The following is a 26,698-nucleotide window of genomic DNA, read 5'->3' as shown; positions in this document are numbered from 1 at the left end:
GAACCTGGTAATTGAAATTTATCTCGCCAGGAATACAAGGTGGATAGGTTTATGTTTTCCTGGGCTGAAAACGTTCTTAATGATAACCCACTTTCAAGCCACTTCTTAACAATGGCTTCTTTAAACTCTTTTGAATAATGCTTCACTCATATTCTCTTACCGCCTCCTATTCAATTATTAAAAATTAACAGAGGCGACAACTATCCTGACACAGGGGGTTATTAATCCCTAACACATATTTAGCAGCGTCACTTATTGCAGTAAACGCCTCTTTATCAAATTCTTCAAGAGAATCTGGTAATCCTACTCTAATAATATCAGTAATTTCGCTCATTGCTTCCAATCTCCTTTCATAAGCGGGTCTGTTTTCGTCTGTCACCTGTGAATCGACATCTACAAACACCTCAGATTCGCCAGATTTAACAACGAGAGAAGGTAATACGGGCCGCTCAGAAGCCGGAGATATATAAGGGTATAAAGGACGAATGAACTGAATTTTTCTCCCCTTGGTAGCGTTATATTGAAAATTTGATATCGCTTTCGCAATCAGTACTCGTTCTAACTCACTACTAACCGGAATTAGAGTATCGGCAGAATGAATTGGAGTTACAAATACCTTTTGAGCTTCGCAGATAACTTCTTCATCTGGATCAGCGGTATTTATCACTGTATAAAGAGCAAAATATGGCCCTGACAGCTCCAGGCCTTGTTTTCCGTTAATCTCTATACTCGCATTACGTGGTAACGAAACTACATCATCATCATGCTTTAGTAGAATATTTTTCTTATCATCAACATGGATAGAGTCAACGATAGAAAACATTATGCCGTGTGGCGCTCCCTTTGGCATACTGGATGTTTCAGTAATGCGAGTAATTATCTCACAAAGCTCATCATGCTTACTCAAGCCCCACCGACTAACCTTAGCCATCGACACGCCACCAAGTCGCAGATCTCTTATTGTCTTTAGCGCTTCTCGTTTTCTAACTCCGTGACCAATTGCTAAACGATCACCAATCGGGGGTCCTAAGGATTTTGCCTCCATATATCGCAAAACCCTCTGAAGCTCCCGTCTGCCGTGGCCTGTAGAGGGCTATTAATTTCTAATTCACCAAAAATTTGTTATCTTCTTTGACCTTTAGGTCAAAGAATGAGCAGAGACAAACGGCTATCAATTCTCACTGCCGCGGAAATCGAGGATTTATACAGCGTTCCTTCCTTCAACGAGTCTTATCAGCGGTTTTACTTCGCGCTAAATGATAAAGAACTTGCGGAGCTATCCAGAATACGGCAACGCAAGTACCGTTGTGTTGCCGTTGCATTGTTGGGCTACTTCAAATGCAAACCGATCCTGCTCAACCCGAGTTATAAATCCATGCAGGATGACTTGGCATTTATTGCGCGATTTCACTTTAAAGACCTCAAGTTTCGGCGCTTTAGTTTGAAAGCGGACCAAAAATCCCGCATCTATGAGCGTGTTTTATCAATTGCTGGAGTCAACAGCTGGAAAGATAAGCAACATCAACCCCGGCTTGTTGAACATTTGCTGGTCTGCGCTGAAAGCTGGGTGGCACCCCGCGCACTCTTTGACGCAGCAATCGAGTACCTGGCCCACCAGAAGATCGCCATTCCTGCCTATAGTACCCTGCAGAAGATCGTCAGTCAGGTGATTAATCAACATCAGCAACGATTGTATGATCAGATCAATGCCGCTTGCAGCCAAAGCTTAAAGAATATGCTGCAGACACTGGTTTCCGATGAAGACCACTTTACATTGAAGCAGCTGCGCGGGAGCGCTCGCAACTTCACCGGTACCGAGCTGCAGAAAGAGCTGGCGGTGTATAACCATATTCAACCGCTAATGGAGGATGTGACGACTGTACTCGACTCGCTTTCTCTGTCCCAGAAAAACCAGCATCACTATGCCGAACGGGTTGATTATTACGGTGCTAAACTTAAGCGTCAGTCGCCTGCTAACCAATGCTTGTACCTGCTGTGCTATCTGCAGTCTCGGTACCAGCAGGGCTTGGAGCGCATTGCGGAAGGGTTCATCCATCACACTCGACAGGTGAAGCAACGAGCGCATCAGATGGCGCAGGAACGGGTTTATCAAGACTGGCAAAAGGCAGCCCGCAACGTGAGTAAAGCCGCTGAGATCCTGCACCTGTTCGTGGATGACCGCATCGACCCTAATACTTCCTTCCACGCGGTACAGCAACAGGCTTTCCAGTTTCTCAGTGCCAACGACCTGAACTCGGTCTGCCGATACCTGAGCAATCAGAAACAGTCAGCGGAGGAAGCGTTCTGGCAACACCTGGACACGGAATCCACATTGCGAACCGGCCTGTTACGGTCGCTCTTTTGCTGTCTGCGCATGGAAGGCACCGACAAAACGCAACGGTTAGCCCGGATCTTAGACCAAGCTCGGTTGGATCTGGTCGCCGGCAATATGCTCGGCGATGCCTGCATTGATCAGCGTCTACCGCCGAAAGCCACACGACCACTATTGCTAAAACCCGATGGCAGTATAGATAAAGCCAGGTATGAATGGTTCCTGTACCTGCAGATTCCCAACCGGTTAAACGGCCAGCTAATGCTGCCGGAAGTCATTCGATATCGGGCGTTAGAGGATGATCTGGTGAAGCCACAGACCTGGAAAAACCAGAAGCAGGTCTTGGTCGAGGGTACGCAGCAACCGAAAATCTCCAAGGATCCGACGCGACTGATCCCGCGTATGGCGGATGAGCTGACCCTTCGGTTACACGAGGTCAGCGAATACTTGGAACGTTCGGACAATCGGGACGTGATACTGCGCCCGAAAGGCGGCAAACACCTTTGGCGGTTGCCTACAGCCAGTAAGAAACACCTGGTGAATAATCCGTTCTTCCAACAAATGAGAGCGATCAGCGTTGCCGATGTCTTGCGCGTGGTGGATCAGGATACCGGATTCATTGACGACTTCGAGCATGTGCTGGGCATGAACTCGAAAAGCCGTCAATACGAAGTGGACCTGTTGGCGATCTTGATCGCCAATGCCACTAATCAGGGCATCTATGGCATCGCTCAGATCTCCGATCGGACCTATGATCAGCTCAGCACTATCCAGGCGAACTACCTTCGGCTGGAAACCCTGAATGCGGCCAATGACCGTATCAACAACGCTACCACACGACTGAGCATCTTCAAGCACTACAACATCCAGGATGACAGTCTGCATGCCAGTGCCGATGGTCAGAAGTTCGAAGCCAAGCGCGAGACGTTCCGTACACGGTATTCCTCAAAATACTTCGGTACCAGCAAAGGCGTCTCGGCGGTCAGTCTGAATGCCAATCATATGGCCATCAATGCCCGGGTTATCGGCGCCAACGAACATGAATCCCATTACATCTTTGACCTGTTGATGAACAACAGTACTGAGATTATCCCGGACATGCTCTCAACTGACACTCATGGGGTAAATCATGTGAACTTTGCCTTGCTCGATCTGTTCGGTTATCGGTTCGCCCCCCGATATGCCCGGGTTGGCAAGGTCATCAATGAGCTGTTCAACATCACCGAAGACGAAAATCAGCGCGTGAAACTATCGTTGCGCAAGCCGATCAACACGAAACGCATCATAGACCACTGGGACACCATCCAGCGGATCGCAGTCTCTCTAGCCCAGCGGAAAACCAGCCAAGCTACGTTGGTGCGTAAACTCTCCGGCTACAAGCACAACCACCCGTTACTGGAGGCTCTGACTGAATACAACCGGTTACTGAAGGCCCAGTATCTGCTGAACTACATCGATGACGCCAGCCTTAGAAACCATGTGCAGCGAGCGCTGAACCGGGGTGAAGCTTATCACCAGTTGCGTCGGGCGATCAGCAACGTCAACGGCGACCGGTTCCGAGGCAATAGCGATGAGGAGATCCAAATCTGGAACGAAAGTGCCCGACTGGTGGCTAATGCCATCATCTACTTCAACTCGAAAGTACTCAGTAACCTGCTGGACAGCTTCGAGGAACAGCGCAATGACAGATACCAGGAAACAGTCAAGCGGGCCTCACCGGTAGCTTGGGAGAACATCAACTTCCGGGGTACATACACGTTCGCGCCGACGGGCGAACTGCCAAAACTGGAGGACTTAATGGCACCGATTGAGGGCTATCGACCTAGAAATGAAAGTTGATACCCCTCTACAAGCCACGGCAGACGGGGGCTTCAGAGGTTTTTGCAATATATGGAGGCAAAATCCCTAGGCCCCCTATAAAAACCTAGAGATATTTTCTTTATATAACAGCACGTTATGGACAAAAATGTAAAATCTGCTCCCTATATTGTTGGGGAGCCAAGGTATAGCTATTCAAAGTAAACAGGCTTTGTACCTAACCACTTATGCTGTATTGCAGTAAAAGATCCGTCAGTTTTCATACTCTGAAACGCTCCCTTAAGTTGTTGATATCTAATCATGTCCAATTCTTTTGAAATGCCAATATAAGCCCCCGTACAGGAGCCTTCAACACGATAAGAAAGCAACGCCAAGCCTTGGTATTCATGGCCATACGTTTTAGGACCTAAGCATCTCAAACTCGTAGTCATCGTAGAAATACCCAACAATTCGACCGAGTTTCAGCATCTTACGATACTGTTCACTTCTCGGTAGGAAGTAGAGAATAGCATTCAAAGCCTCCTCATTTTTTAGGCGATCATCGAAGTACTCCGAATAACTCGCGCCCGAGAGGTAGCCTACTTTTTGCTGCCTTTGTTGCGCCAGCTTTACTAGATCATCCAATGCTTTGATCGGAAGGTATGCGTCTTGATCTCTCACAACCAAACCAATACATGTCGTTCGGATTGGGCTTAGCCAATGCATATTTAGAACGCACATTACTTTTAGTAAGGTTAGGAATAACATGAATCTCTCCACGTTCCATTTCGATCAAACTTCTTTTAAAAGGTTTAAAGACCACATCGTAGCTTAAATCGGCGCGAGCAAAGATTTCCTGTAGCACCTCCGTGTCCATACCATACCAGTGGTTTCCTTCTTTATACGTAACTGGGTAGTAGCCAGGATTGGCTTTTACTATGATTGAGTCCGCAAATGCATAAAAGGGAGGAACAAACCCCAGCAACGTCACACAAATTGTAAGCAGAAAACTCCGTCTAAAAAACAAATTCATATACTCACTAATTTTTAAAATTTCATCAGTATAAAACAGCCCTTTCCAAAGCTATCCATATAAGCCTTCAAATTAATTATGACTTTAAAAGTAATAATTCAATACTTTGATTAGATATTGGCCTCTTATATTAAACGCTAGTATTTCCCTTAAACAGTATAGGTGAGAAATACTTACCATGAGCACCAATATACCAGCAAATATCTACTTCAACCTTTCCGTCAACCACAAGATGCTGGGATCTATGACCTATAAAAAATATCTGAATTTCAAATAGTATGTTTTTAACGAGCATCCAGTAAATTTTTATCTGCTTTTTATATCACCAATTTTATTCAAAATAGATCGTGCATATATGGTCATACCGATTTTGGTAGGCATCTATTCAAGCTTATAGGAGAGTAATATGAACATCTCAGTCAACACACGAACAGCTTTTATTAGCCCTGGCGTTAGATTCGACCTTGAGCGAAGATTAGGACGAATGTATCGAAAGGCTGCAGGGTCTATTCAACGAATCAACGTTAACCTAGAAGATGTGAATGGCCCAAAAGGCGGCGTTGATAAACAATGCAAAGTTAAGGTTACACTGTTCGGGCTCCCGTCGATTCTTATTACTACTAAACGAGACAGCACAGAGAAAGCATTTGTAGATGCATTACAAAAAGTAAACCAGACCTTGTTTCGTAAGCTCAAAAAACATAATCGAGTTCGCAGAGCTACTCCCTTGCTCGACGTTACTGAAGAGGCCAATGAAGCCAAACTGGTTGTTTAACCTCTAGCAACAACAGGCTGCAGATCGATCAACCCTGACTGGGTGAATCGCTGACGCAGTCTGCTTTTGACGCTGCAACAAAACCTTTAATCAAGACACCGTATCCTCTCTCCGCGAAAACACCTTTAAAAATCAGGTCACAAAATAACTATACGAATTTACCCCTCCGCTCAGGATAGTTAGAGTCAATGATCTACTGTGATTTTTCAGGTAGTTTATGAACTACCCAGTATCCCACACTCATCGCGAAGACTAGTACTGCGGTGGCATAAACATACTCTGGTTGAACCTCTTTGTAATCCAGAATAATCACCTTTCGCGCTACCGCCATTAGGGCAGTAGCCATCACAATCTTTACATGAATCACATCATCACGTAGATAGACGGTAATATTGATAAGGATCTCAATGGCAATCAAGACTGCCATGAACGCCCCAAACGTTGCCAACATATCAGAGATAGTGAGTATAAACAGCGGCGGTGTTATGAGCTTTTGATACAGTGTCCAGCCAACATCAATAACGCCCATCACAATAACGACAGCCATCAATATTGAGAGTAACCGGACGCAGTACCGAACCAAGACATAAATACGAGAAATCAAAATACTTTCAGTGTCATTTTTCATCTTAAGTGTCCTATCTAATAAGGTATTGAATCACTCACTATTTAACAACAGGAGACTCAAACCCTTCTGGCTTCAAAGTCAGCACTGAGCAATTGACCTTACCCAAAATAGACTCTGCGGTATTGCCTATGATCATGCCAGCAACATTTGAACGGCACACAGTCCCCATCACCAAGATATCAATTGACTGATCATCGACGAATTTGGGTATTTCATTCTTGGGCTGCCCCTCAACTAAATGTATCTCTCGAATACGCCGCTTAGCATGCCCCGTTAGGGCGTCAACTCTCTCTTTCCTAGAGTGCTTTTCTTCTCTTGCCATAGCTCCGACCTCGAAGTCACTGCGCCGCCCCCAAGTACTAAGATACCCTTCACCCGCAAGGTGCCAGATATGAACAATATGCAGCTCTGCGCGATATAACTCCGCCAGGCTCAAAGCTGCATCAAGTATCTGCTGATTCAAGCCGCTATCAACATCAATGTTACTTACATCGATAGCTGCGGCTATTTTCATTTCAGGGCACATTTTTTGGTGGCCAATCGCGAAAGTTGGCGTGGGTGACTTACGCATCAGGTGCATCAAAGTGCTTCCCATAACACTACTATCTTTCTTGTTGGTACTAGGCTTAGAGATGGCAATACAATCATAGTGGCCCCGCAACGCACTTAATATAAGATTGATAAATGCCACGCCTGTTACAACTTCGCGCTCAAATAACACATCAGGAAGCTTTTTTTCTAAGAGCGCAATCATGGCATCCAGCCGCTCAAGCTCAACATTGATTGCGTGCTCTAGGAGTGTCGCAGGAGAGGCTCTCATATAACCCGAGATTCTAGAAAAGTCAGCGTCTTCGATTACAGTAATAAACTTAACCTCTAGCGGTTCATCATTGTCACTCCTCAAGCCGATAAGCTCACCCAAGCTTGGAGCAATTCCACCTCCTGGAGAAATAGGTACCATAATATGATTCAATTTCATTTTTAGTCCCTCTCATAATTTGGAAAATATAATCCAACACTTGACAGCACTAATCATCAACTAAAACGATTAAAAGCTAAGCCATTATTTCAACTATTAATGCTCGTAAAAATCAGATTTTAGCTAAATGATTACTCGATTTTAACGAACATAAAGTTATGCTAAGAGTATTGCAGAATATAAAAAAACCCCGCAATGCGGGGTGTCTCGAAAGTTCGCTCGAGCAAGGGAGTTAGAATGGTTTGTATTCGATAGCTTCATACAGCTACTTAATATAGCCTCAGTTTCTCAATGAACATTCCCTTAAAAAAGCAGTTTAATTCGTTCATTTAATAAGGAATTTTCTGACACAGATAAATCTTCGCCTAGATCTCTTTGGGGGCTTAAGTCTCTTTCGCGCTAACACCACATTGAAAGAGGAGGGTTGGCAGTCACACACCTTAAAATATCAGTGCGGGAGACAATCCCCACTAAACGATGCTCAGCATCCACAATAGGGATTGCATCCAAGCTATACATGACTAAGGCCTTGGCCACTCTACGAACATCTGTCACAGGATCCGCTGAAACAACAGATTTCCCCCTTGTTTGGATAACACTCGATAATGAAGTGTCCCGCCCCATTTGAACCGACGATTGAGACAAGAGCTTAGCGTATATTTGTTGGCGAGAGATTACTGAAACTAGCTGCCCTTTATTATCCAGAACAGGAACTACCTGATAATGCACCTGTTCGAATAACTCAAGTACGTATCCCCATGTATCGCTTAGCTGAACACTAACGACCGGTTGGCTCATAACTTGGTAAGCATGATAAACAGCTTCTTGCTGTGAGTTTTTCTTAAGCAAATTCTGATATTCAGAAATCGCTTTGACGGGCACATCATAGGAACTTCTGGCTTGCTCATTCTCTTCAAGCTCTACTTCTGTATAATTTAAACTCGGTATTGTCGAGGTATTGGCGGGTTTCTCAACCTTCCTAAGCTTTTCCAACGGCCCAGCGAAGGCCCGTCCACTCGGTGAATATACATAGAACATAGCAAAATCCCCCAATACAATTTATACGACTTAGATCATCCCGCCTTTCTGGGATCGATAAAAGTAGCTTTTTACTTACTAAACGGTCGCTTTTTTCGATCATAAGGAAAGCTTCTACAATACTGAAAATAAACATTAAGCTGACACTAAACAAACCATCATCGAAAAAACCGATCTAAAATCACATTATCTTCGTATATAACTTGCAATATTGATGAATTACGATTGTCAGTCAATACACCTTAGGGGGCTTAGCATGAGACATATCAATTACAACCACCTGCTATATTTTTGGACCGTCGCTCGAGAAGGCTCCGTCGCAAAAGCAGCTGAGTCTCTTCATTTAACGCCTCAAACAATCAGCGGTCAGCTGAAAATGCTTGAAGAAACTATCGGTGAGCCTCTGTTTCAAAGAGTGGGTCGCGGCCTAGTTATCACCGAGATGGGGCGCATGGTTGAGCAATACGCCGATGAAATATTCAGCCTGGGCGCTGAGCTTACTCAACGAGTCAAAAGCAAGCAGCCCGGAGCACCAATTACTTTCAATGTTGGAATCGTAAACTCCATTCCCAAACTCATCGCTTATAAACTTCTCGAAGCAGCTATGAAACTAGATGATCCGGTAAAAATCGTCTGTATGGAGAGCGACCTAGATAGCTTGCTTGGAGATTTAGCCGTTCACAAACTTGATTTGGTGCTATCTGATCGCAGTATTCCTACCGGGCTCAATGTTAAAGCCTTTAGCCATGAGCTAGGTTCTAGTAGCTTATCTTTCTTTGGCACAGACGAATTGCGGCACCAACATTCAGGAGAGTTCCCTGAATTGCTAAATGAGGCACCCGTTCTTCTCCCTCTGAATGATCATGCTTTACGTAGAAGCTTGGATGATTGGTTTGATCAGGTAGACATATCACCAAATGTCATCGCAGAGTTTGACGATAGTGCATTGCTAAAAGCATTTGGCGAAGGCGGTGCAGGTTTTTTTCCTGCGCCATCAGCCATGGCAAGCCAAGTTGAGCGCATGTATAACGTTAAGTCGATTGGTGAGATAAACAATGTTAGCGAACACTTCTTTGTTATTTCACCAGAGCGAAAATTGAAACATCCGGCTGTCGTTGCAATTACCGATGCAGCACGACGAAGCTTTTCATCTATTAGCCAAGCATCTTAGCTGCCGCTTCATCTGAAATTCCGCGCATGCGGCGCAGCATATAACGTTTTGCTTTGGCAAAGCTCTGTTCAATCGCGACACCACAATTTTCGCTCTCTACCGCTAGCTGTAAGTGCTCCCCTACACATGGGTGAATATTCAGCTCACAGTAGTAAAGAGCTCTATTATCATGTTCTTGTTGGCGTTCCTCTATCAACAGATTTACTGATTCAATATCAGTGTTAATGCCACTCAGGTGAAAGGAATAGTAAAGATCGACTGTTCTGCTCCAGTTACGCATTACGTGCTCACTTACATTTAGGTACAGCATAATTTCAACTCCGTGTTTTTTTACTATGCTAACGACCAACTACCCTAGGTATCCATAAGTTATTCACTCATAAATACTTCGAAGTATCCGAAGTATTTATGAGTGGCAATTTAAATCCATGCTTTCCCCCAGCCGTTTGGTTAAAGATCCAAAAAAAATTGATCAGTTTTTTTCGATCATATTGAGCTGAATATTCGACTTTTTCATAGCTAGGTAAAAGCATATAAATGTCTTCTCATCATTTAAAGCAAGGACCTACCTATGACAAAAGTTTTTCGAGAAATGGTTGAGCATGACGCAGCAGGGGGAATTCTATTAATTCTCGCGGCTTTGGCGGCACTCATCATGGCGAATACAGCTTTCAATGGTTTCTACCAAGGTGTGCTTAACTTACCCGTCACCATTCAATTCGGCTCCTTTGAAATTGCTAAACCGCTATTGCTTTGGGTCAATGATGGCTTGATGGCACTGTTCTTTTTCTTGGTCGGCCTAGAAGTTAAACGAGAAATTATTGAAGGCCACTTATCTTCAAAAGACCAGATAATACTACCTGCTATTGCCGCTGTGGCGGGCATCATTGCTCCCGCTTTAGTTTATGTTAGCTTAAATCAACAAAATCCGGCGGCACTTCAAGGCTGGGCTATTCCATCGGCAACTGATATCGCCTTTGCTTTAGGTATATTTAGTCTGTTCGGCAAAAGCCTACCACTGACCCTCAAGCTATTCCTGCTCTCGGTTGCTATATTTGATGATATCGGTGCGATAGTCATTATTGCCATTTTTTACTCACAAGACCTATCAACAGCCTCTCTTGCCGTTGCCATTTCAGGTCTGTTTGTTCTAGGCCTGTTGAACCGATTCAAGGTGAGCAAACAAGCGGCTTACATTATTGTCGGTATCGTTGTGTGGGCAGCCGTACTCAAGTCAGGTGTTCATGCTACGCTAGCGGGTTTCATCGTGGCTTGGTTTATACCAATTAACGTGGCCACTGAAGACGGACACCCAATGTTAAAGCAAATGGAACACAGCATTCAGCCTTGGGTTGCCTTTATGATACTGCCTGTGTTCGCATTCGCGAATGCCGGTGTCAACTTAATCGGGATCGGCACTGATGATCTATTTAACTCAATTACATTAGGTATCGCGCTTGGGCTGTTTTTAGGCAAACAACTGGGAATCTTTGGCGCTTGCTGGCTGGCGGTGAGATCAGGTATCGCAAGCCTGCCAAAAGATACCACATGGCCTCAATTATATGGTGTATGCGTACTGTGCGGAATTGGTTTTACCATGAGCTTATTCATCGGCACACTCGCTTTTGAGAGCCATGACCCAAGCTATCACGACAGCGTCAAACTAGGTGTTCTGTTAGGGTCAGTTATGTCAGCTGTGATGGGGGCCATCATTATTATAAGAAGCCGAAACAATAAAGCTGTATAAAGCGGCACACTCTAATGCACCAACCTGCGCCAAAGAGGGCTGACTCGTTAAATAAATAGCACTCTTTGGTACAAAATTTCGTTTATATAGATCCACTAAGCAAAATTCAGCGTACAAACACTAGGTAGATATTATTTTTTATTTCCCTGATTTTTAAGACGAGGTGATTTCTGATATGTGGAATAAAGCACGAAGCAGTGCCCCCTTGCTCATCATAATAACTTTGCTGAGCCTCATATTGGAAGGCTGCTCACTACTTGGTATACGCACTACAGATGAGGCTCGCTATACCGTTGAAAAGAAGGTCGGCAATATCGAAATAAGACGATACGAACCTGTCATGATAGTTGAAACCTACGTAAATGAGCCCAACTTTCGTGATGCAACCGACCAATCCTTTAGACGTTTGTTTGACTATATTTCTGGGGCCAATGTTTCTGCCAATGACATTTCGATGACAGCACCAGTCATCGCTGAACCACAGGAAGAAAAAGGTAAAATAGTTGCGATGACCAGCCCTGTTATTGCGAGTCCGAGCAAGACTGAGAACGAACGGCAAGGCTGGATTTTGAAATTTGTGCTACCAGACAAGTTCACTATTAACAATTCTCCTCAACCTACAGACCCGCTTGTTTGTCTTCGTGAGGTTCCTGAGAAACGAGTTGCAGCGATTAGCTATTCAGGATTATGGAGTGAAAGCAATTATCAAAAACATGTCAATCAACTGAGTGACTGGCTCAACAGCAATAATTACTCTTCAATTTCACTAGCTAGTTATGCAGGGTACGATCCACCCTGGGCACTACCATTTCTGCGACGCAATGAGATATTAATTGATGTTCTACCTTAGGTTGATAATTGTGCTCGCCTTAGTGTCGAGCTCTGTTTCATTGAATGCTGAGCCATATCAAACCGGCAGTAAGGAAACGTCGCTAGTAAAAAAAAGCCAGGCTAGAAAACAACAGACTGGCTGGTTTTACGGTGCTTTTACAAGCATCAATTCCTCTTATTATGCCGGCGTAGGAGCTGACACGGTTGCCCTGCCTATTATAGGTTATATAGGTACTAGGTTTAGCTTTTTGGGGCCTCGTGCCAGCTATATCATACATCAGAGTGCTGAACTGGAAGCTTTGGCACTCATCACCTATAAGTCGGTCGGTTACAAACCGAACGACTCAAAGCATCTTGACGGAATGACGAGGCGCCAGAACTCATTGTTTGGCGGTCTGAGTACAAGCCTCAAAAAAGACAGACTGTCGTACACACTTAGCTATCTTCATGATTTACAGAACCATTCAGGCGGACAAGATTTCACCCTTGCAATGTCATACCGTTACAATTACGGGCCATTTTTTTTGACTCCAAAGATCTCTTTAAACTATTTGGATAGCGCGTACAGTAACTACTATTTTGGCGTGCGCGATCACGAATCCAATTCAGATAGACAAGCTTACACTCCCAACACGTCGATCAATCCGTCTGTTAGCCTTAACTTTGCAACGCCAATTTTTCTCAAAGGCTTTACCCGTGCCAGCGTGACACATTCCTGGCTGGACTCCTCGCTATATAACAGCCCTATTGTTAACAACAAAAACCATTGGAAGGTAAATCTTTCTTTCACCCGATTCTTTTGATTTCAAACCTGAATCAAGCTGATGCACCCTTCCAATAAGCCATTACTCCCTGCACTCAGTTTTCAATAACCATTGAGGTCACACAAAATGAACCAATCCAAGGCTGCAGCAATTATCATCGGCGCTAACGGGGGTATTGGGAGCGCAATCCTTAAACGTATGCAATCAGATAGAAGCATCACGACTATTTTTGCGCTGTCTAGGAACGAGCCCCAGAGAAATGAAAGTCAAAAAACAAAAACCGAATGGCTACAAACCGACGCCAAGCTTAGTTCGATTCAGGCTTGCTGCAAACAAATAGCGGACAGTCATATACCTATTCGATATATCGTGATCGCCAGCGGTTTACTACATAGTAAAGAACTCAACATAAAGCCTGAGAAACGTATCGAAGATATCAACTATGAAAGTCTGCATAGCGTTTTTGAGACCAACACGTTCATGCCGATTGTCTGGTTAAAAGAGCTGACCGGGTTACTGAATAAAAATTCAGCGACCACGATTGCTGTATTATCAGCAAGAGTGGGTAGCATTAAAGATAATCGGCTCGGCGGCTGGTATAGCTATCGAGCCTCTAAAGCAGCACTAAACATGCTTCTCAAGAATGCTTCTATTGAATACAGTCGTCGCTTTCCAAAAGCAAAAGTCATTTCATTCCACCCTGGAACCACAGACACCGAACTTTCAAAGCCATACCAAGCGGGCGTTCCAGAAGAAAAACTATTCAAGACCGACTTTGTCGCAGATCGGCTGCATCAACTCTTAGTTGAGTCAAAAGCAGATGGAAAGTTAAGTTTTAAAGATTGGAACAATATGGATATTGAGTGGTAGTAGGCCAGCTCTTGGCTTACTCAGAAACCTAAACCGAACCAAGCTACTAAGGTAACAATTGTTTTACTCAGCCTTTTCTACACGAGCCGTGTCGATTTCTAACTCATGAGTCAATGGCTATCATTGTTCTCCACGGGCGTCCATCACACACTGTATAGTTTGAGCATGTTTTTAGGCAGCCCCTGCAAGGTAATCTTAGGGTAGTGCTTTGTTTGCTGCGATGCTCTGTATCTACATTTTTACTTGTATTGGTAGCCATAAAATAACGCTCTCCTAGACTCGCTCTAATTCGAAAAAAAAGTCCCGCAAAGCGGGACAAAGGTAGATCGATTTAGATAACCACTTCTACTAAGGGGCTGTGATTACCGCATCGACTACATGAATAACACCATTTGAGGTTTCAACATCTGTAATCAACACCGTGGCATTTCCAACCATCAGCATACCCATATCGATATCTACTGTAAGATCTGTATCTGCACGCAATGTCGGTACAGCCGTGCCATTTGCTGCATAGGCAGCTATGGAGTCAATTTCTGTGCCGCTGATTACGTGTTGGCTCAAGATATCTGCCAAGCCACCTAAAGCAAGCACTTCACTAGGTGTACCCACTGCTGCGAACGCTGCATCAGTCGGTGCAAACACGGTGAACGGCCCATCCCCCACCAACGCAGCATCTAAGCCTTCTTGCTGAAGCGCGGCGAGCAAGGTTGTGAACTCTGCATCCACCTCAGCCCCTGCCAAATTAGTCACCAGCTCACCAATGGTAATACTGTCATCTGATAAAGCATCAGCTGATGGTGGCAATAGGACTTTATCAATCGCATGGATTATTCCATTTGATGTATCGACATCGGCAACAATGACCTTAGATGTGTTAATGAATAAGTCTGGGTCATCATAAGAAATTGCCAGATCTTTTGCGGTATATAACGGCGTTGTTGTATTGCCTGACAGGCTGATTGCGGTCAAAGCATCAACTTCAGAGTCCAATACATGATATTGCAGAATATCCCCAAGATTCGTTAGTGCAAGAATATCACCGGCACTATCAAACGCGTCATTATTTGCCACCAAGTCTGCAAAGGCATCATCAGTCGGTGCAAAAACGGTTAGGTCTGGCGTTGTCGCTAAAGTGCTTACTAAGCCAGCCTCAACGACGGCAGCCACCAATGTATCAAAGCGACCATCTGCTTGTGCCGTTTCAACAACATTGAAATAATTTGGTGGAATAAGAACCTTATCTATTGCGTGAATGATACCGTTGTCCGCAACAACGTCAGCGATCACAACTTGAGAGCGGTTAACAAATAGATCATCGCCAGAGACAGATACTTCAATACTCGACGTCTCAACAGTGGGTGTTGTGTTATCCATCATTCCAGCTAAGGATGTAGCTGCTGTCGCGTCAACCGTTCCAGATAAAACATGGTAAGTCAGGATATTAGCTAGGTCTGAACGCGCCAGGAACTCATCTGGCGTCACACCCAATGCTGTAAACAATGCATCGAAGGCATCGTCCGTCGGCGCAAATACTGTAAACTCTCCACCACTTAGGGTTTCACCTAAGCCTGCCGCCGCCACCGCAGCATAAAGTGTATCGAAGCTATCGTTGCAGTCAGCGATGTCTGCGATTGAACCCGTGCAAGACGCTGCGCTATCGTTATCGCTGTCACTACATGCTGACAATAATAGTGTTGAACTGGCAAACAACAATACGGATAAACTTTTGGCCCAAGAAAGCCTGTCTAAAAGTCGAGTGGACATAATGTGTACCTTCCCTAAATCATTCTTCAATTTCGTTTTGAGTTAATACCGACATCATTCTTACAAATTAAACATGCGTCGGTGACATTCATCTTGAGCGCTTAAACCAGTTTACGGGGAGGTTGTAAATTCGGATCACAATTAAGTTCTGTTTTCTAAAACGAAACGACATGAAAACACAAAATTATGATCCGTTTTCGCATTCTTCGAGTAAAGGTAATTAAACAGTGTCCGGAGAATAAGCACCTATGCTCGCTAAAGAATATGCTGAAACCAAGATTAGCAATACGAGTGGAAACCCTTATGACCTTGAGAATAATCAGCTGCCACAACTGCCTATCGCAACGCAAATGAAGCTCTATAAATCTATGGAGTCTTACGCCCTGTCACAGCTGGTTTTATTTGCTCAGTTTCCCAGACTACTGAGCTCTTTGAAGTCATTGGTCGAACTAATCGAGAACGAAACTCAAAAATACTTAAGAACCCAGATCTATAACGATGGAAGTGTCTATTTAAAAATCATTTCTCTCATCGATTCTCTTGAGGTAATCGACCATATCGAAGGTTCAAAGCAGCAGAGGAAAGCAGTAAGCAGAAAGCTGAAAAAAAACCTTTCACTTTGGAAAGTCCCTCGCCACCTAGTGATAAAAGTTATCAACGAACACATCAATCAAGAAAACACAGCAGACCAATTTCTTCTGTGTGATCAGGTCCACACGCTGGAAAAACTAAGTAAACAATATAAGAGCGAACGTAATGAACTAATAACTGCAAATTTGAAGCTTGTTTTTAGCGTAGCTGGCAAATTTAGATTCCTCGGAATGCCTTACAACGATTTAGTGCAGGAAGGCAGTATCGGCTTACTTAAAGCCATTGAGCGCTTTGATCCCAGTAAGGGGTTCCTCTTTTCGACTTATGCTTATACTGCCATTAGTCATCACATACATGCGGCTATCGAAAAGCAAGCAAGTGTCGTTCGTAAACCTTACGATCAACTCCGCGATAAAGCAATTGCCGACAAAACGAGGGCAAAGCTAGAACAGCAGCTATCACGACCTCCTAGAAGCCATGAGTTTAGAGCGAGTTTGCCAGATAACATCAGTAATAAAGCACCTTATGTCGAATTAAATACTCATGCGACCGCTAACACAGAATGGTATGCACAGTCTCCAGAACCTGAAGAACACGAACTCATTGGAAAAAACGAACAAGACCTAAAAACACAGGAGCTCCTGTACAAACGAGACCTAAAAAACATCCTAGGGAGCTTAGATCTACGAAAACAAACCATACTCCGAATGCGATATGGCATAGGAATCAACCGCACCTACACGCTAAAAGAGATCAGCGAGATACTCTTCATCTCATCTGAAAGGGTTCGCCAATTATCGCTTCAATCTGAAAAAGAGCTGAACACAATCTTAGAAAGTGAACCAGACACCGATCTGGGCAATGGCAATTGAGATCCATTATTCAATTTGATTCGTAATGATTAATAATGAGAGGAAACGGACTATGAATTTATCAAATGCGATTATTAAAATCGACAAACTACGCTTACGAACATTCATCGGCTTTAATGAAGAAGAAAAAATTAAACAACAAGATATCGTCGTGAATGTCGAACTACATTATTCTGCCAATAAAGCCGCGCAATCAGATCAGGTGAAAGACGCGCTGGACTATAAGATCATTACCAAGCGAATCATTCAACTTGTTGAAGAAGGCAGATTCTTATTACTCGAGCGACTTGTAAAAGAAATTTTGCAAATTTGCACCACGAGTCCCCACACCACCTTCGCCAAAGTAAACGTTGAGAAACCACACGCGCTCCGGTTTGCTGATTCAGTATCACTGACAATGCAGGCCTCAATCCTACCTGAAACTTTGGAGAACTATGCCCATGCTTAGCCCTGAAGCCCAATTAGTTAAAAGCACCTTAGTTGAAATGGGACTTGAAACGCCTCTTGTTCAGACGCCATACACTGACGAACAAAAATATCAGCGAATTAAGGGTTTATTAGCCGAGGTCGTGGCAACTTTGGGGCTAGACCTTCAAGACGATAGCCTGGCTGAAACTCCACACAGAATCGCAAAAATGTACTTGGAGGAGATATTCTCTGGCCTGGACTATCAGAACTTTCCCAAAATAGCGGTTATCGAAAACAAAATGAATGTCGATGAAATGGTTAAAGTCAGTCGCATTAACCTGATAAGTACTTGCGAACACCACTTCGTCACGATCGATGGTTTAGCTAAAGTCGCGTATATTCCCGCAGAAAAAATCATCGGCTTATCCAAGATAAATCGTATCGTAAAGTTTTTTTCACAGCGCCCTCAAGTTCAGGAACGATTAACAAAGCAAATTTTAGTTGCGCTGCAAGTCTTACTCAATACCGACAACGTCGCAGTATCAATTAACGCAACACATTATTGCGTTAAATCCCGAGGTATTATGGATGCAAACTCTGAAACATCAACGACAGCCTTAGGAGGTTCCTTTAAAACCAACCCACAGACACGCGCTGAGTTTCTACAAGAGGCCCATCAATAATTGATTGCTACACAATCAATGGCGGGGACAAACACCATCGCTGTTTATCCCCAGAGCTATCGGCGTGATAGCAAGCAGCGCTGCGCCTAAACAGGCACAGCCAAACCAATCCTATCGCGCAAGCCAAAGCGATTAAGTAGCTTGTAGCTTTTCCAACCCAGCACACTAACCGATGTCATCACTCCTGCCATCATCGCGCCACCAATGCCACAGCTAAGCACATCCTGGCCAGTTAGATACAAGCCGGGAATTCGCGTCTCAGGTCGCAGCCAGTCTTGCTCAAAACGAGAAGGGTCATGATTAAGTCCATAGAGCTCACATTTTTTGTAGGCGCAGAAGAAGTTTGTCGACAAGGGCGTACTGGTTTCGTGATAGTCGATTTTACCTTCTAAGTGAGGCATTTTTTCATAGAGTGCTTTCAGCATACGCTCGGTAAACATGTCTTTGAGTGCTTCGTAGTCCGTGCCTCGTTTCCCCCATGGCTGGTCTTCCCACTTTTCAAACCATTCATAAGGACAAGGCGCAACGATTTCTATCGTCGACTTGCTAGGGTTCTTTCGCTGCCATTCAGGGTCTTTTGCAGACGGAAATGAAATATACACCGCAGGCAAAGGCTTATCTTTGTCATTCTCAAACGCATCCAAAGCACTATCGGCGTCATAATCAGGAAAGATCCAGAAGTTCGTCTTGGGTAGCTTCAATTCTTCAGTGCTGCCCTTCAAACCAATATACATTCCCAAGTGCGCTTTTGATGATTCAACTTCTTGCAGCTTTTTATCATAAGAGAACTTTTTGCTCAGCGCCTGCGGAACCAGGTCTTGAAAGGTATTCATTACGCCTGCAGCACTAATAACCTTATCTGCGTGAATGATATGACCATCAGACATCTCGACACCCAACGCGACGCCCTTTTCAACGACTATTTTTTCGACGCTTGCATAAGTAAGCAAGTCACCACCTGACTGTTGGATAACAGGAATAATCGTATCGGCTATTTTCCAGGCACCACCTTCTGGGTAGTAAGCACCCGATAAGTAATGTCGAGCGATCAGTGCATGAATTAAAAAGCTCGACTGCTTAGGAGGTAAACCACAATCGCCCCACTGCCCTGTTAAGACGCCAATTAACTTTTCATTTGAGGTCAGTCCACTTAAGACTTCATAAGTCGTCTTGTTGAAGTAGTCAGGCAGGCCGAAACGCTTGAGCAGCTTATAGGGCCGAGAAAGTAAGGTTGGCATCAACTTATCCATAACCTTAAGGGGCATGCACCGCGTAATGGCATCTAGCATTTTCAGATAGGAATCAATCGCTAGCTCTTCTTCGGGAAAGTGTTTTAACAAGTCTTGTTTGAAACAATCTCTACCCGCGCGCAAATTGTAAACATCCTCGCCAAAGTGGAAGCGATCGTAATTGCTATTTAGTGGCGCCCATTTCAATTCACCGTCAGTGATAAAGTCGAAAATTCTGCGCATTTGTGATTTAGGGTTGCCCATCTCACCGATATAGTGAACACCTACATCCCATTCGTAGCCATTGCGCGAGTAGCTGTGAGTGTATCCTCCAGCGGTGTAGTGTTGCTCTAATACCAAGACCTTTAACCCAGCCTTAGACAGCATAGCTGCGCTGGTCATACCGCCAATACCCGAGCCAATGACAACGGCATCATAATGACCGTCGACACGCGATGAGCGATAGCGTTTGCCCACTCTTAGCGTACTGGGTTTGAGTGTTTTCTTATTCGTGAGAGGCTGAACGGATTCCTTAGTCATAAGAGCAATTCCTACATGGATAATTAATGGTTAAATCACATAATCCAATTATTACGATTTATTTTAAGTATTGAATCATCACATACAGCAAAAAACTTACATCGTAAAGATTATAGGTAGTTGGCTCAGGAAGATAGTGTCAGTATCAAAATAGTTTTTGTGTGCTCCCGACACCTTAAGTGGGCTAAGAACACCTTATTAAACAAAAAACCGTTAACCAGATAACATTTTAGTATGCTTATACTAAATTTTATCACTATATTCCAACACCTAATGTTGTTTTTAAAACATTACAACCTCTTTTCATACACACATGGAGTTTTATTAAACGTATGAACCTACACCTTAAAACATTATCTTTATTGCTTCCGCTTACCCTACTGACTGCCTGTAAGAATGAAATCACACCAGAATGGGAGCAATATTACTCTCATGCCAGTAGCAATGAATCTCGAGTTGAGTGGCTATCAAATGTCGCCGTCGATGGTTATGGAGAAATAATCAGCGGCGGATCAACGATCCGAACAGGCACGGACCGCCAACAAAATATTTTGCTGGTTAAGCGAAGCAGTGATGGTGAATTAATCTGGTCAACCGATATTGACCTTGCGAAAGGCAACTATCGAAGTGACGATAAGATAACTGATCTCACCCTAGATAGTGACGGTAACAGCTATGCCATTGGTGTTAGCTATATTGTCGAAAATGACATTCAACGCTATGGCTCTTTCCTCGTTAAAGTAGATACTTATGGAGAACTAGTGTGGTCTATTGAGCTATCTAAACACGATGATGCGCGCGATCTAGAGATCCATCAAGACCAGTTATATGTTACAGGTTTTGCCACCCAAGTGTTTAACTTAGATGGCGTCAAACAACTTAAAATTGAACATGAGAAAGCATGGGATATCGAGGTTAATGATGCCGGCGACATCCATATTGTCGGCGCAGAAAAAGCAGCGAAATACAATGCTGCAGGGCAACTGGCCTGGGCTGTTGATTTACCTGCAGACCTTTACCTTCAAGCCGCTCTCGCAGTCCTATCTGATGACAGCATTGTTATCGCGCACAATCAACAAGATGATTCAACACGCATAGCCGGTATCAGTCCAAACGGTCAACCATCCTGGAGTAAAACCTACTACCCGCCACAACAAAGTTATGGACTACCGGGCCCGGCTTTACTGAAGGCAGATTGGCGAGACAATGTAGTGCTCAGCCTTTCTAACGACAAGTCCAGACGCCTAGTTAAATTGAATGAGCAAGGGCAAGAGCTGTGGCAAACCACGAGCCAAAATATTGTTCAAGACTTAGCGCTTGATGAAGACAGTGCAGTGTATGTTGTCGGTGGTGGTAACAACGAGAAATTTGATTCAAGTGGCCAGTTCATCGGTGCAACCGTAGCGACCTCAGGCACTCAAATCACGACAGGCTCCATCGCATTAGAAGGCAATAATATGTACATTGGATATAGCGCAGTCAAGGACGGTGAAATTCAACATTATTTAGCGAAGTTCTTGAACCAATAGAAATACCCAGTCTCACCCTTAAAACAGATTGAACAGGTTTAAATATGAGGTGTTAAGCGAAGGCCTAGATGGAATAGGCCTTCGCGATGAAATCTAGGTTATGCCTTGAGGCTTTGTAAGAACGCGGAAACCATGGAAAGAAAACCCCGCAATTGTCGCAATGCATGACCCTAAACGACGGCACTTCAATTTACTTAAGGTAAGTGCTAAGAGGCTAATCCGAAATACTCTGTCAACGAAGGAATGGGTTCAACATTCGACCAAAAAAGCCCGTCATTTTCAAAGGAGCATCCATCACAGCAAAGCATATACAGTCTTCTTCCATATGCGCTCTTGGCTGGTGAACAGTCTGGGTGTCGGCCAAAATGAAATCATCTTTATGATAATCACCTGCTTTATCGCAAAAACTACCACGCATCACTAAGGTAAATTCATTGCCCTCATGTGTATGCTCTGGGAGTTCTTTGCCTGCAGCGATTCGATAAAACTTAGCGGTGTAGCGTTCATCGGAAATAGGTAATACAAACTCTTTTATGCTGCTTGAAAAGCCTGACCACGATAACTGGTCGAAGTCTTTATCAACAAACCGCCTCAGTGGCGGTGGAATCTCGACCTGCTGATTCGCTGAGTTCAAAGGTTTGTCATTCGCGACAGGATCATCAAGCCGCGCGAGAATATTGTCTAGTACGTTCGCGCCAACCGGCTCAGGCTCCAGGCTAGATAATATATCACCGCCTAAGCTTTCGTAACGTCGTACTTTTGCGGCACACGAACCGCAAGTTTCGATATGACAAGCAACGATAATACCCAAAGCATTAGGTGCCTGCCCAGCAGCGAACTGCATTAAAAGGTCATCGGAAGGATGATAATTAGCCATGTCATATGCTCTTTTGCCAAGTTATCTAGCTTTTTCATTGCTAGTCTGAGTCTCGATTTAATCGTGCCAAGGGGCAAGTCCAATTCCCCTGCAATTTCACTGTGTGATTTCCCTTCAAAGTAAACCTTGTAGACAATCTGTTTTTGCTCGTCAGGTAAGGCTGTGATTAAGTTACGAACAATCAGCGCATTTAGATCACTTTCGACTTCACTTTCTAGAGATTCACCACCCTCTTCATAAAACAAGTCATCAGATTGGACCAAATCAGGGCGACCCTTACGTGCAATATCAATACGTTTGTTACGAACAATCGTATATAACCAGGTAATCGCAGTGCCGGATTCTGGCTTAAAGGTATGCGCTTTTCGCCATGCGGTTAACATGCACTCTTGTAATAGCTCCTCGGCATCTGCTGAGTTCGAACCACACTTAATGGCATACGCTTTCAAGCGTGCAGAGCTTAAGTTAAATAGTTCTATAAACGAACTACGGTCTTGATTTTGAGCAATACTCATTAACAAGGCGTTTAACTTTTGGTTTTCTGGAGTGATGGTAGCCACCGGGCCTTCCTGCAAGAAATCTACGTTTGAATCATTCCTGAAATGTAAAGCATATTACTATTTGGGTAAACCCATAAATCCAATATCTGAGCTATGCCGTATAGTTAGTAGAATCTTTTAATACTTAGGTGAGACATGAAATCAGACGTAGTTATGGACACAGTTATGGACGTAGTCATAATTGGTGCAGGCATGGCAGGATTAACGGCTGCTAAGCAGTTACAACATAGAGGCAAAAAGGTAGCGGTGGTCGAAAAGTCACGCGGAACTGGCGGCAGGCTCTCATCAAAGCGCTTACCACTACCTGACGACCAAAGCCTTACGTTTGACCTCGGCTGCCCTAGTTTCTCTAGCGAAACACCACAATTTAAAGCTCAACTTGATAAGTGGCTGGCCGATGAGCTTATCGTTCCCTGCGCCAATCAGCCAGAGTACTATGTTGGCCGAGAGCGAAACTCCAGCATCACGCGCCACATTGCTAAAGACCTGAACATTCACTTTTCCACCCGGGTTTGTCGCCTCGAAAAGGAACGTGAGCTTTGGCAGGTTTACACTGAATCACCTACTGGCGAGCAGCTGTTCTGCACAGCAGAGCACATTGTAATCGCAACGCCACCTCAACAAGCTTACGACCTATTACCCAAAGGCAATAGTCTCTGCCCTCTAATCGAGCACATTAAAATGGAACCACAATGGGTACTTCTCTTGGCCGTTCGTAGCAGTACAGAACTAAAAATAGATTCTGCACAGCACCCAAATATTAAGTCAATTTCGCCAGAGCACGTTAAACGAGGTGCTAAGCCAGACGATTCAGTGCAGTACTATCAAGTCCAAGCTGGCGAAGAGTGGAGCCAAGAAACAATTAATTGGGAACGAACACGCGTTGAAAGCTATCTATTGAGTGAGTTCGAAGCACTATGCGAACAAAAAATAGATATCATCGTTTCACACTTACATCGCTGGCTATATTCTCTGCCGAGTAATACCCCCATCGACAATAAAGAGAACTACCTTACATGTAGTGAAAAAATACACCTCAGTGGAGACTATCTTGCCACGAATCAATCCCGCCACGGACTTGAGTGCGCCTATTTAAGTGGCATATCGGTAGCAAAACAGATCTAATTTCATTCGGCCTGCGTATGATATACAAGGTTCGTAGTATAAGATATTGGCAACATAAAATAGCAACAAAAAGGGATAATATAAGATGACGCAAGAACATTTACTCAACCTAATCTGGTTTAGAAGTGATCTAAGGGTTTATGATAACCCGGCGCTTTCGGCTGCCATGTCATCCGGGCCTAGCATTGCTGTTTATGTGATATCTGAAGAAACCTGGGATGCCCACAATGAGTCGCCAGCTAAACGATCTCTTATCCTGCGCCAACTAGAAATACTCTCTGGCGCTCTCAGCGAGCTTAACGTTCCCTTTTATGTTCTTACAGCAGAATCCATGCAAAAACTGGAATCGAGTATTTCTGAGTTTGCCAGCCAGCTGAAAGTTTCTCACCTTTTCTACAATGAAGATTATGGACTGAACGAGCGCCGACTCGCCAAGTCGGTATCTGAAAACTTACGTAATCACGGCATTATCAGCCAATCTTTTCATGATCAATGCATCGTTTCTCCGGGCACCTTGAGGAACCAGAAGGGAAGCTACTATCATGTATTCTCGGCATTTAAACGTGCATTTTTAAAGCAGTCGAAGACTTTATCCAGGCACCTGGTCAACAAACCCTCGCCACAACCGCCCTTAACAGTCAAAGCACCAAACTTGAATGTTGCGACGTTTCAAGTCGATTCTCGGTGGGACCATCATTGGCCCGCAGGAGAAGATCACGCTCACGAGCTACTTAATAACTTCATGGAAGAACGCGCAGCCTCTTACCATAAGGCCAGAGATATTCCCTCGCTCGACGCGACAAGTTCACTGTCTCCTTATCTTGCAACGGGTATCGTAAGCACATCACAGTGTTTAAGATCAGCACTAAGCTATAATCAAGGCGAGTTTGAAGGGCGTAATGAAGGCGTCAACACCTGGATAAACGAACTACTATGGAGAGAATTCTATCGCCACCTCTTGTACGCTTATCCGAGGTTGAGCATGCATAAGCCGTTTAAGAAAGAAACAGATCAGCTACCTTGGCGTAAAGACCATCGTTTGTTTGAACAATGGAAGGCTGGAAAAACAGGCTACCCCATCGTTGATGCTGCCATGCGCCAATTAAAAGAAAAAGCCTGGATGCACAATCGACTACGCATGATTACCGCGATGTTTTTAACAAAGCACTTATTAATTGATTGGCGACTCGGTGAAGCGTACTTTATGGAAATGCTAGTCGATGGTGATTTGGCGTCCAACAATGGTGGATGGCAATGGTCAGCCTCGACAGGCGTCGACGCGGTTCCCTACTTCAGAATTTTTAACCCCACACGCCAGTCTGAACGCTTTGACCCCCAAGGACAGTTTATAAGACGCTATGTTCCTGAACTACAAACCTTGGATAGCAAGTCAATACACCAACCAACTAAAGAACAGAGAGCTGCATGCGCTTACCCCGCAGAAATAGTCGAACACGCCCTGGCAACGTCACAAACGAAAGCGGCATTTAAATCGCTTCACAAACAAGCTGATACTGAACAGCTTCCTCTTTTGGACTATTACTCATGAACGATACACCGAGCAGTAAGACTAAAGCGGGTCACTCAACAAGGCTAATAGGTAACCTTATTAGCTGGTTTGACTCTGAGTCTTACTCACCTGACCCCAAAAGGGAGCACGCTACCAACACCGTAAACTGGATGCGTTGCATGCCATTTATTGCCGTCCACTTAGGCTGCCTAGGTGTCATCTGGACAGGCTGGAGCCCCGTCGCCATTGCGATCTGTTTAGCCGCTTTTTGGCTAAGGATGTTTGCGGTCACCGCGTTTTATCACCGCTTTTTTTCTCACAAGAGTTACAAGGCCAACCGCTTTTGGCAGTTTTGTTTTGCCGTGCTAGGCAATTCAGCGTCTCAAAGAGGCCCGCTTTGGTGGGCCGCTCATCACCGGAATCATCATAAGCACTCAGATGAAGAGTCAGACTTACACTCTCCCATTGCTCATGGTTTTTGGTGGAGTCACGTCGGATGGTTCATGAGCGATGAAGGGTTTAAAACCGATTACAGTGTCATAAAAGACCTAGCGAAGTTCCCTGAACTCCGCTTTCTAAATCGCTTTGATAGCCTAGTGCCCGTTCTCTTCGCAATCGGCATGTACATGCTGGGTGAATACTTGGCTTATGCTTTACCAAACTCAGGCGTTAATGGTTTACAAATTCTGGTTTGGGGCTTCTTTATCTCTACAGTATTTTTGTTTCACGCCACCTTCACCATTAACTCTCTTGGTCACGTATGGGGATCAAGGCGCTTTGAGACAAAAGACCAAAGTCGGAATAATGCTTTCCTTGCACTGCTTACCCTGGGAGAAGGCTGGCACAACAATCATCACCGCTTTGCCGTCTCTGCAAGGCAGGGTTTCTACTGGTGGGAGATTGATATTTCTTACTTGATACTGCGTCTATTGAGCTTTTTTAGAATTATTTCTGATCTGAACCCTGTGCCTTCTCGTATCCTAGAAGAAGGTAGACAAAAACGTTCAAGCATAAACGTTCATACTTAAAAAGGCACAATCAT

At 44.3% G+C, this 26,698-nt stretch carries 25 protein-coding genes; 14 read left to right on the top strand and 11 right to left on the bottom strand.

Annotated elements, in window-relative coordinates; genetic code table 11:
• Positions 1 to 146: transposase (locus A3729_RS34665; protein WP_156498001.1), on the bottom strand; the 146-nt coding region annotated here is incomplete at its 3' end.
• A gap of 38 nt (positions 147 to 184) precedes the next feature.
• Positions 185 to 1,045 carry a hypothetical protein gene (locus A3729_RS18175; protein ID WP_068634165.1) on the bottom strand — a complete coding sequence of 287 codons (861 nt, stop codon included), beginning with the start codon at positions 1,043 to 1,045 and terminating at the stop codon, positions 185 to 187.
• Positions 1,046 to 1,150: 105 nt separating this feature from the next.
• On the opposite strand from A3729_RS18175, the gene A3729_RS18170 reads away from it, so the two are divergent.
• The gene (locus tag A3729_RS18170) at positions 1,151 to 4,171 is read left to right on the top strand and encodes a Tn3 family transposase (protein WP_060994423.1); all 3,021 of its coding nucleotides are present in this window, start codon (positions 1,151 to 1,153) and stop codon (positions 4,169 to 4,171) included.
• 378 nt (positions 4,172 to 4,549) lie between these two features.
• On the opposite strand, the gene A3729_RS18165 is transcribed toward A3729_RS18170, so the two are convergent.
• Complete coding sequence (locus A3729_RS18165) at positions 4,550 to 4,897, bottom strand: hypothetical protein (protein WP_068508599.1); 348 nt, start codon at positions 4,895 to 4,897, stop codon at positions 4,550 to 4,552.
• A gap of 671 nt (positions 4,898 to 5,568) precedes the next feature.
• On the opposite strand from A3729_RS18165, the gene A3729_RS18160 reads away from it, so the two are divergent.
• Complete coding sequence (locus A3729_RS18160) at positions 5,569 to 5,937, top strand: hypothetical protein (protein WP_068553808.1); 369 nt, start codon at positions 5,569 to 5,571, stop codon at positions 5,935 to 5,937.
• A 193-nt stretch (positions 5,938 to 6,130) separates the two neighbouring features.
• Here A3729_RS18160 and A3729_RS18155 read toward each other — a convergent pair whose 3' ends face one another.
• The 3 genes from A3729_RS18155 to A3729_RS18145 form a co-directional block, all read right to left on the bottom strand.
• On the bottom strand, positions 6,131 to 6,565 hold the full coding sequence (locus tag A3729_RS18155; protein WP_068515468.1) for a phosphate-starvation-inducible PsiE family protein: 435 nt from the start codon (positions 6,563 to 6,565) through the stop codon (positions 6,131 to 6,133).
• 37 nt (positions 6,566 to 6,602) lie between these two features.
• Entirely contained in the window at positions 6,603 to 7,544 is a 942-nt protein-coding gene (locus tag A3729_RS18150) for a universal stress protein (RefSeq protein WP_068508639.1), read from the bottom strand.
• Positions 7,545 to 7,943: 399 nt separating this feature from the next.
• The gene (locus A3729_RS18145) at positions 7,944 to 8,582 is read right to left on the bottom strand and encodes an HPP family protein (RefSeq protein WP_068554077.1); all 639 of its coding nucleotides are present in this window, start codon (positions 8,580 to 8,582) and stop codon (positions 7,944 to 7,946) included.
• Between the two features lie 256 nt (positions 8,583 to 8,838).
• Here A3729_RS18145 and nhaR point away from each other — a divergent pair, with 256 nt between their 5' ends.
• The gene (nhaR, locus tag A3729_RS18140; protein WP_068554078.1) at positions 8,839 to 9,753 is read left to right on the top strand and encodes a transcriptional activator NhaR; all 915 of its coding nucleotides are present in this window, start codon (positions 8,839 to 8,841) and stop codon (positions 9,751 to 9,753) included.
• On the opposite strand, the gene A3729_RS18135 is transcribed toward nhaR, so the two are convergent.
• On the bottom strand, positions 9,737 to 10,063 hold the full coding sequence (locus A3729_RS18135; RefSeq protein ID WP_068515457.1) for a hypothetical protein: 327 nt from the start codon (positions 10,061 to 10,063) through the stop codon (positions 9,737 to 9,739). The two genes, nhaR and A3729_RS18135, sit on opposite strands and share 17 nt — an antisense overlap.
• Before the next feature lie 261 nt (positions 10,064 to 10,324).
• Here A3729_RS18135 and nhaA point away from each other — a divergent pair, with 261 nt between their 5' ends.
• The 4 genes from nhaA (at position 10,325) to A3729_RS18115 (ending at position 13,965) form a co-directional block, all read left to right on the top strand.
• The gene (gene nhaA / locus A3729_RS18130) at positions 10,325 to 11,500 is read left to right on the top strand and encodes a Na+/H+ antiporter NhaA (RefSeq protein WP_068554918.1); all 1,176 of its coding nucleotides are present in this window, start codon (positions 10,325 to 10,327) and stop codon (positions 11,498 to 11,500) included.
• 175 nt (positions 11,501 to 11,675) lie between these two features.
• Positions 11,676 to 12,350 carry a heme-binding protein gene (locus A3729_RS18125; protein ID WP_068515449.1) on the top strand — a complete coding sequence of 225 codons (675 nt, stop codon included), beginning with the start codon at positions 11,676 to 11,678 and terminating at the stop codon, positions 12,348 to 12,350.
• 40 nt (positions 12,351 to 12,390) lie between these two features.
• Complete coding sequence (locus A3729_RS18120) at positions 12,391 to 13,134, top strand: MipA/OmpV family protein (protein ID WP_197470016.1); 744 nt, start codon at positions 12,391 to 12,393, stop codon at positions 13,132 to 13,134.
• Between the two features lie 87 nt (positions 13,135 to 13,221).
• Positions 13,222 to 13,965 (top strand): SDR family NAD(P)-dependent oxidoreductase, encoded by a 744-nt coding sequence (locus A3729_RS18115; RefSeq protein ID WP_068515443.1) that lies wholly within the window; start codon positions 13,222 to 13,224, stop codon positions 13,963 to 13,965.
• Between the two features lie 348 nt (positions 13,966 to 14,313).
• Here A3729_RS18115 and A3729_RS18110 read toward each other — a convergent pair whose 3' ends face one another.
• Positions 14,314 to 15,732, bottom strand: coding sequence for a fasciclin domain-containing protein (locus A3729_RS18110; protein ID WP_068554920.1), 1,419 nt, complete (start codon positions 15,730 to 15,732; stop codon positions 14,314 to 14,316).
• Between the two features lie 248 nt (positions 15,733 to 15,980).
• Between A3729_RS18110 and A3729_RS18105 the strand changes: the two genes are divergently transcribed.
• The 3 genes from A3729_RS18105 to folE are packed head-to-tail and all read left to right on the top strand — an operon-like array spanning position 15,981 to position 18,286.
• On the top strand, positions 15,981 to 17,195 hold the full coding sequence (locus A3729_RS18105) for a sigma-70 family RNA polymerase sigma factor (protein WP_068515439.1): 1,215 nt from the start codon (positions 15,981 to 15,983) through the stop codon (positions 17,193 to 17,195).
• A gap of 52 nt (positions 17,196 to 17,247) precedes the next feature.
• Positions 17,248 to 17,643, top strand: coding sequence for a dihydroneopterin triphosphate 2'-epimerase (gene folX, locus A3729_RS18100; RefSeq protein ID WP_068515436.1), 396 nt, complete (start codon positions 17,248 to 17,250; stop codon positions 17,641 to 17,643).
• Positions 17,636 to 18,286, top strand: coding sequence for a GTP cyclohydrolase I FolE (gene folE, locus A3729_RS18095; protein WP_068515433.1), 651 nt, complete (start codon positions 17,636 to 17,638; stop codon positions 18,284 to 18,286). Before folX ends, folE begins: the two co-directional genes overlap by 8 nt.
• An 86-nt stretch (positions 18,287 to 18,372) precedes the next feature.
• Here the strand turns inward: folE and A3729_RS18090 are convergent, their stop codons facing one another.
• Positions 18,373 to 20,055: an NAD(P)/FAD-dependent oxidoreductase gene (locus tag A3729_RS18090; protein ID WP_068515429.1), complete on the bottom strand. Its 1,683-nt coding sequence runs from the start codon at positions 20,053 to 20,055 to the stop codon at positions 18,373 to 18,375.
• 332 nt (positions 20,056 to 20,387) lie between these two features.
• Between A3729_RS18090 and A3729_RS18085 the strand changes: the two genes are divergently transcribed.
• The gene (locus A3729_RS18085; protein ID WP_068554924.1) at positions 20,388 to 21,584 is read left to right on the top strand and encodes a PQQ-binding-like beta-propeller repeat protein; all 1,197 of its coding nucleotides are present in this window, start codon (positions 20,388 to 20,390) and stop codon (positions 21,582 to 21,584) included.
• Between the two features lie 232 nt (positions 21,585 to 21,816).
• On the opposite strand, the gene A3729_RS18080 is transcribed toward A3729_RS18085, so the two are convergent.
• The gene (locus A3729_RS18080; RefSeq protein ID WP_068515424.1) at positions 21,817 to 22,461 is read right to left on the bottom strand and encodes a ChrR family anti-sigma-E factor; all 645 of its coding nucleotides are present in this window, start codon (positions 22,459 to 22,461) and stop codon (positions 21,817 to 21,819) included.
• Positions 22,428 to 23,021: a sigma-70 family RNA polymerase sigma factor gene (locus A3729_RS18075; protein WP_082880582.1), complete on the bottom strand. Its 594-nt coding sequence runs from the start codon at positions 23,019 to 23,021 to the stop codon at positions 22,428 to 22,430. The genes A3729_RS18080 and A3729_RS18075 overlap by 34 nt, the downstream gene beginning before the upstream one ends.
• Positions 23,022 to 23,156: 135 nt before the next feature.
• Between A3729_RS18075 and A3729_RS18070 the strand changes: the two genes are divergently transcribed.
• The 3 genes from A3729_RS18070 to A3729_RS18060 all read left to right on the top strand — a co-directional run bounded on the left by A3729_RS18070 (position 23,157) and on the right by A3729_RS18060 (position 26,684).
• Positions 23,157 to 24,146 carry an NAD(P)/FAD-dependent oxidoreductase gene (locus A3729_RS18070; protein WP_068515418.1) on the top strand — a complete coding sequence of 330 codons (990 nt, stop codon included), beginning with the start codon at positions 23,157 to 23,159 and terminating at the stop codon, positions 24,144 to 24,146.
• 85 nt (positions 24,147 to 24,231) lie between these two features.
• A complete protein-coding gene (gene phrB / locus A3729_RS18065; protein ID WP_068515415.1) occupies positions 24,232 to 25,695 on the top strand; it encodes a deoxyribodipyrimidine photo-lyase in 1,464 nt (487 codons plus the stop codon).
• Entirely contained in the window at positions 25,692 to 26,684 is a 993-nt protein-coding gene (locus tag A3729_RS18060) for an acyl-CoA desaturase (protein ID WP_068515410.1), read from the top strand. Before phrB ends, A3729_RS18060 begins: the two co-directional genes overlap by 4 nt.
• Positions 26,685 to 26,698: the final 14 nt, after the last annotated feature.

Source organism: Oleiphilus sp. HI0043 (genome assembly GCF_001634935.1).
This window is presented reverse-complemented; position numbering and strand designations above follow the sequence as displayed.

Bases quoted from the DNA above. Each gene is read 5' to 3' on its own strand.
- nhaA (WP_068554918.1), top strand. From the start codon at position 10,325: ATGACAAAAGTTTTTCGAGAAATGGTTGAGCATGACGCAGCAGGGGGA.
- A3729_RS18080 (WP_068515424.1), bottom strand. From the start codon at position 22,461: ATGGCTAATTATCATCCTTCCGATGACCTTTTAATGCAGTTCGCTGCT.
- A3729_RS18170 (WP_060994423.1), top strand. From the start codon at position 1,151: ATGAGCAGAGACAAACGGCTATCAATTCTCACTGCCGCGGAAATCGAG.
- A3729_RS18175 (WP_068634165.1), bottom strand. From the start codon at position 1,045: ATGGAGGCAAAATCCTTAGGACCCCCGATTGGTGATCGTTTAGCAATT.
- folE (WP_068515433.1), top strand. From the start codon at position 17,636: ATGCTTAGCCCTGAAGCCCAATTAGTTAAAAGCACCTTAGTTGAAATG.
- A3729_RS18115 (WP_068515443.1), top strand. From the start codon at position 13,222: ATGAACCAATCCAAGGCTGCAGCAATTATCATCGGCGCTAACGGGGGT.
- A3729_RS18145 (WP_068554077.1), bottom strand. From the start codon at position 8,582: ATGTTCTATGTATATTCACCGAGTGGACGGGCCTTCGCTGGGCCGTTG.
- A3729_RS18155 (WP_068515468.1), bottom strand. From the start codon at position 6,565: ATGAAAAATGACACTGAAAGTATTTTGATTTCTCGTATTTATGTCTTG.
- A3729_RS18110 (WP_068554920.1), bottom strand. From the start codon at position 15,732: ATGTCCACTCGACTTTTAGACAGGCTTTCTTGGGCCAAAAGTTTATCC.
- A3729_RS18085 (WP_068554924.1), top strand. From the start codon at position 20,388: ATGAACCTACACCTTAAAACATTATCTTTATTGCTTCCGCTTACCCTA.
- folX (WP_068515436.1), top strand. From the start codon at position 17,248: ATGAATTTATCAAATGCGATTATTAAAATCGACAAACTACGCTTACGA.
- nhaR (WP_068554078.1), top strand. From the start codon at position 8,839: ATGAGACATATCAATTACAACCACCTGCTATATTTTTGGACCGTCGCT.
- A3729_RS18060 (WP_068515410.1), top strand. From the start codon at position 25,692: ATGAACGATACACCGAGCAGTAAGACTAAAGCGGGTCACTCAACAAGG.
- A3729_RS18105 (WP_068515439.1), top strand. From the start codon at position 15,981: ATGCTCGCTAAAGAATATGCTGAAACCAAGATTAGCAATACGAGTGGA.
- phrB (WP_068515415.1), top strand. From the start codon at position 24,232: ATGACGCAAGAACATTTACTCAACCTAATCTGGTTTAGAAGTGATCTA.
- A3729_RS18090 (WP_068515429.1), bottom strand. From the start codon at position 20,055: ATGACTAAGGAATCCGTTCAGCCTCTCACGAATAAGAAAACACTCAAA.
- A3729_RS18135 (WP_068515457.1), bottom strand. From the start codon at position 10,063: ATGCTGTACCTAAATGTAAGTGAGCACGTAATGCGTAACTGGAGCAGA.
- A3729_RS18070 (WP_068515418.1), top strand. From the start codon at position 23,157: ATGAAATCAGACGTAGTTATGGACACAGTTATGGACGTAGTCATAATT.
- A3729_RS18160 (WP_068553808.1), top strand. From the start codon at position 5,569: ATGAACATCTCAGTCAACACACGAACAGCTTTTATTAGCCCTGGCGTT.
- A3729_RS18150 (WP_068508639.1), bottom strand. From the start codon at position 7,544: ATGAAATTGAATCATATTATGGTACCTATTTCTCCAGGAGGTGGAATT.
- A3729_RS18125 (WP_068515449.1), top strand. From the start codon at position 11,676: ATGTGGAATAAAGCACGAAGCAGTGCCCCCTTGCTCATCATAATAACT.
- A3729_RS18165 (WP_068508599.1), bottom strand. From the start codon at position 4,897: ATGTTATTCCTAACCTTACTAAAAGTAATGTGCGTTCTAAATATGCAT.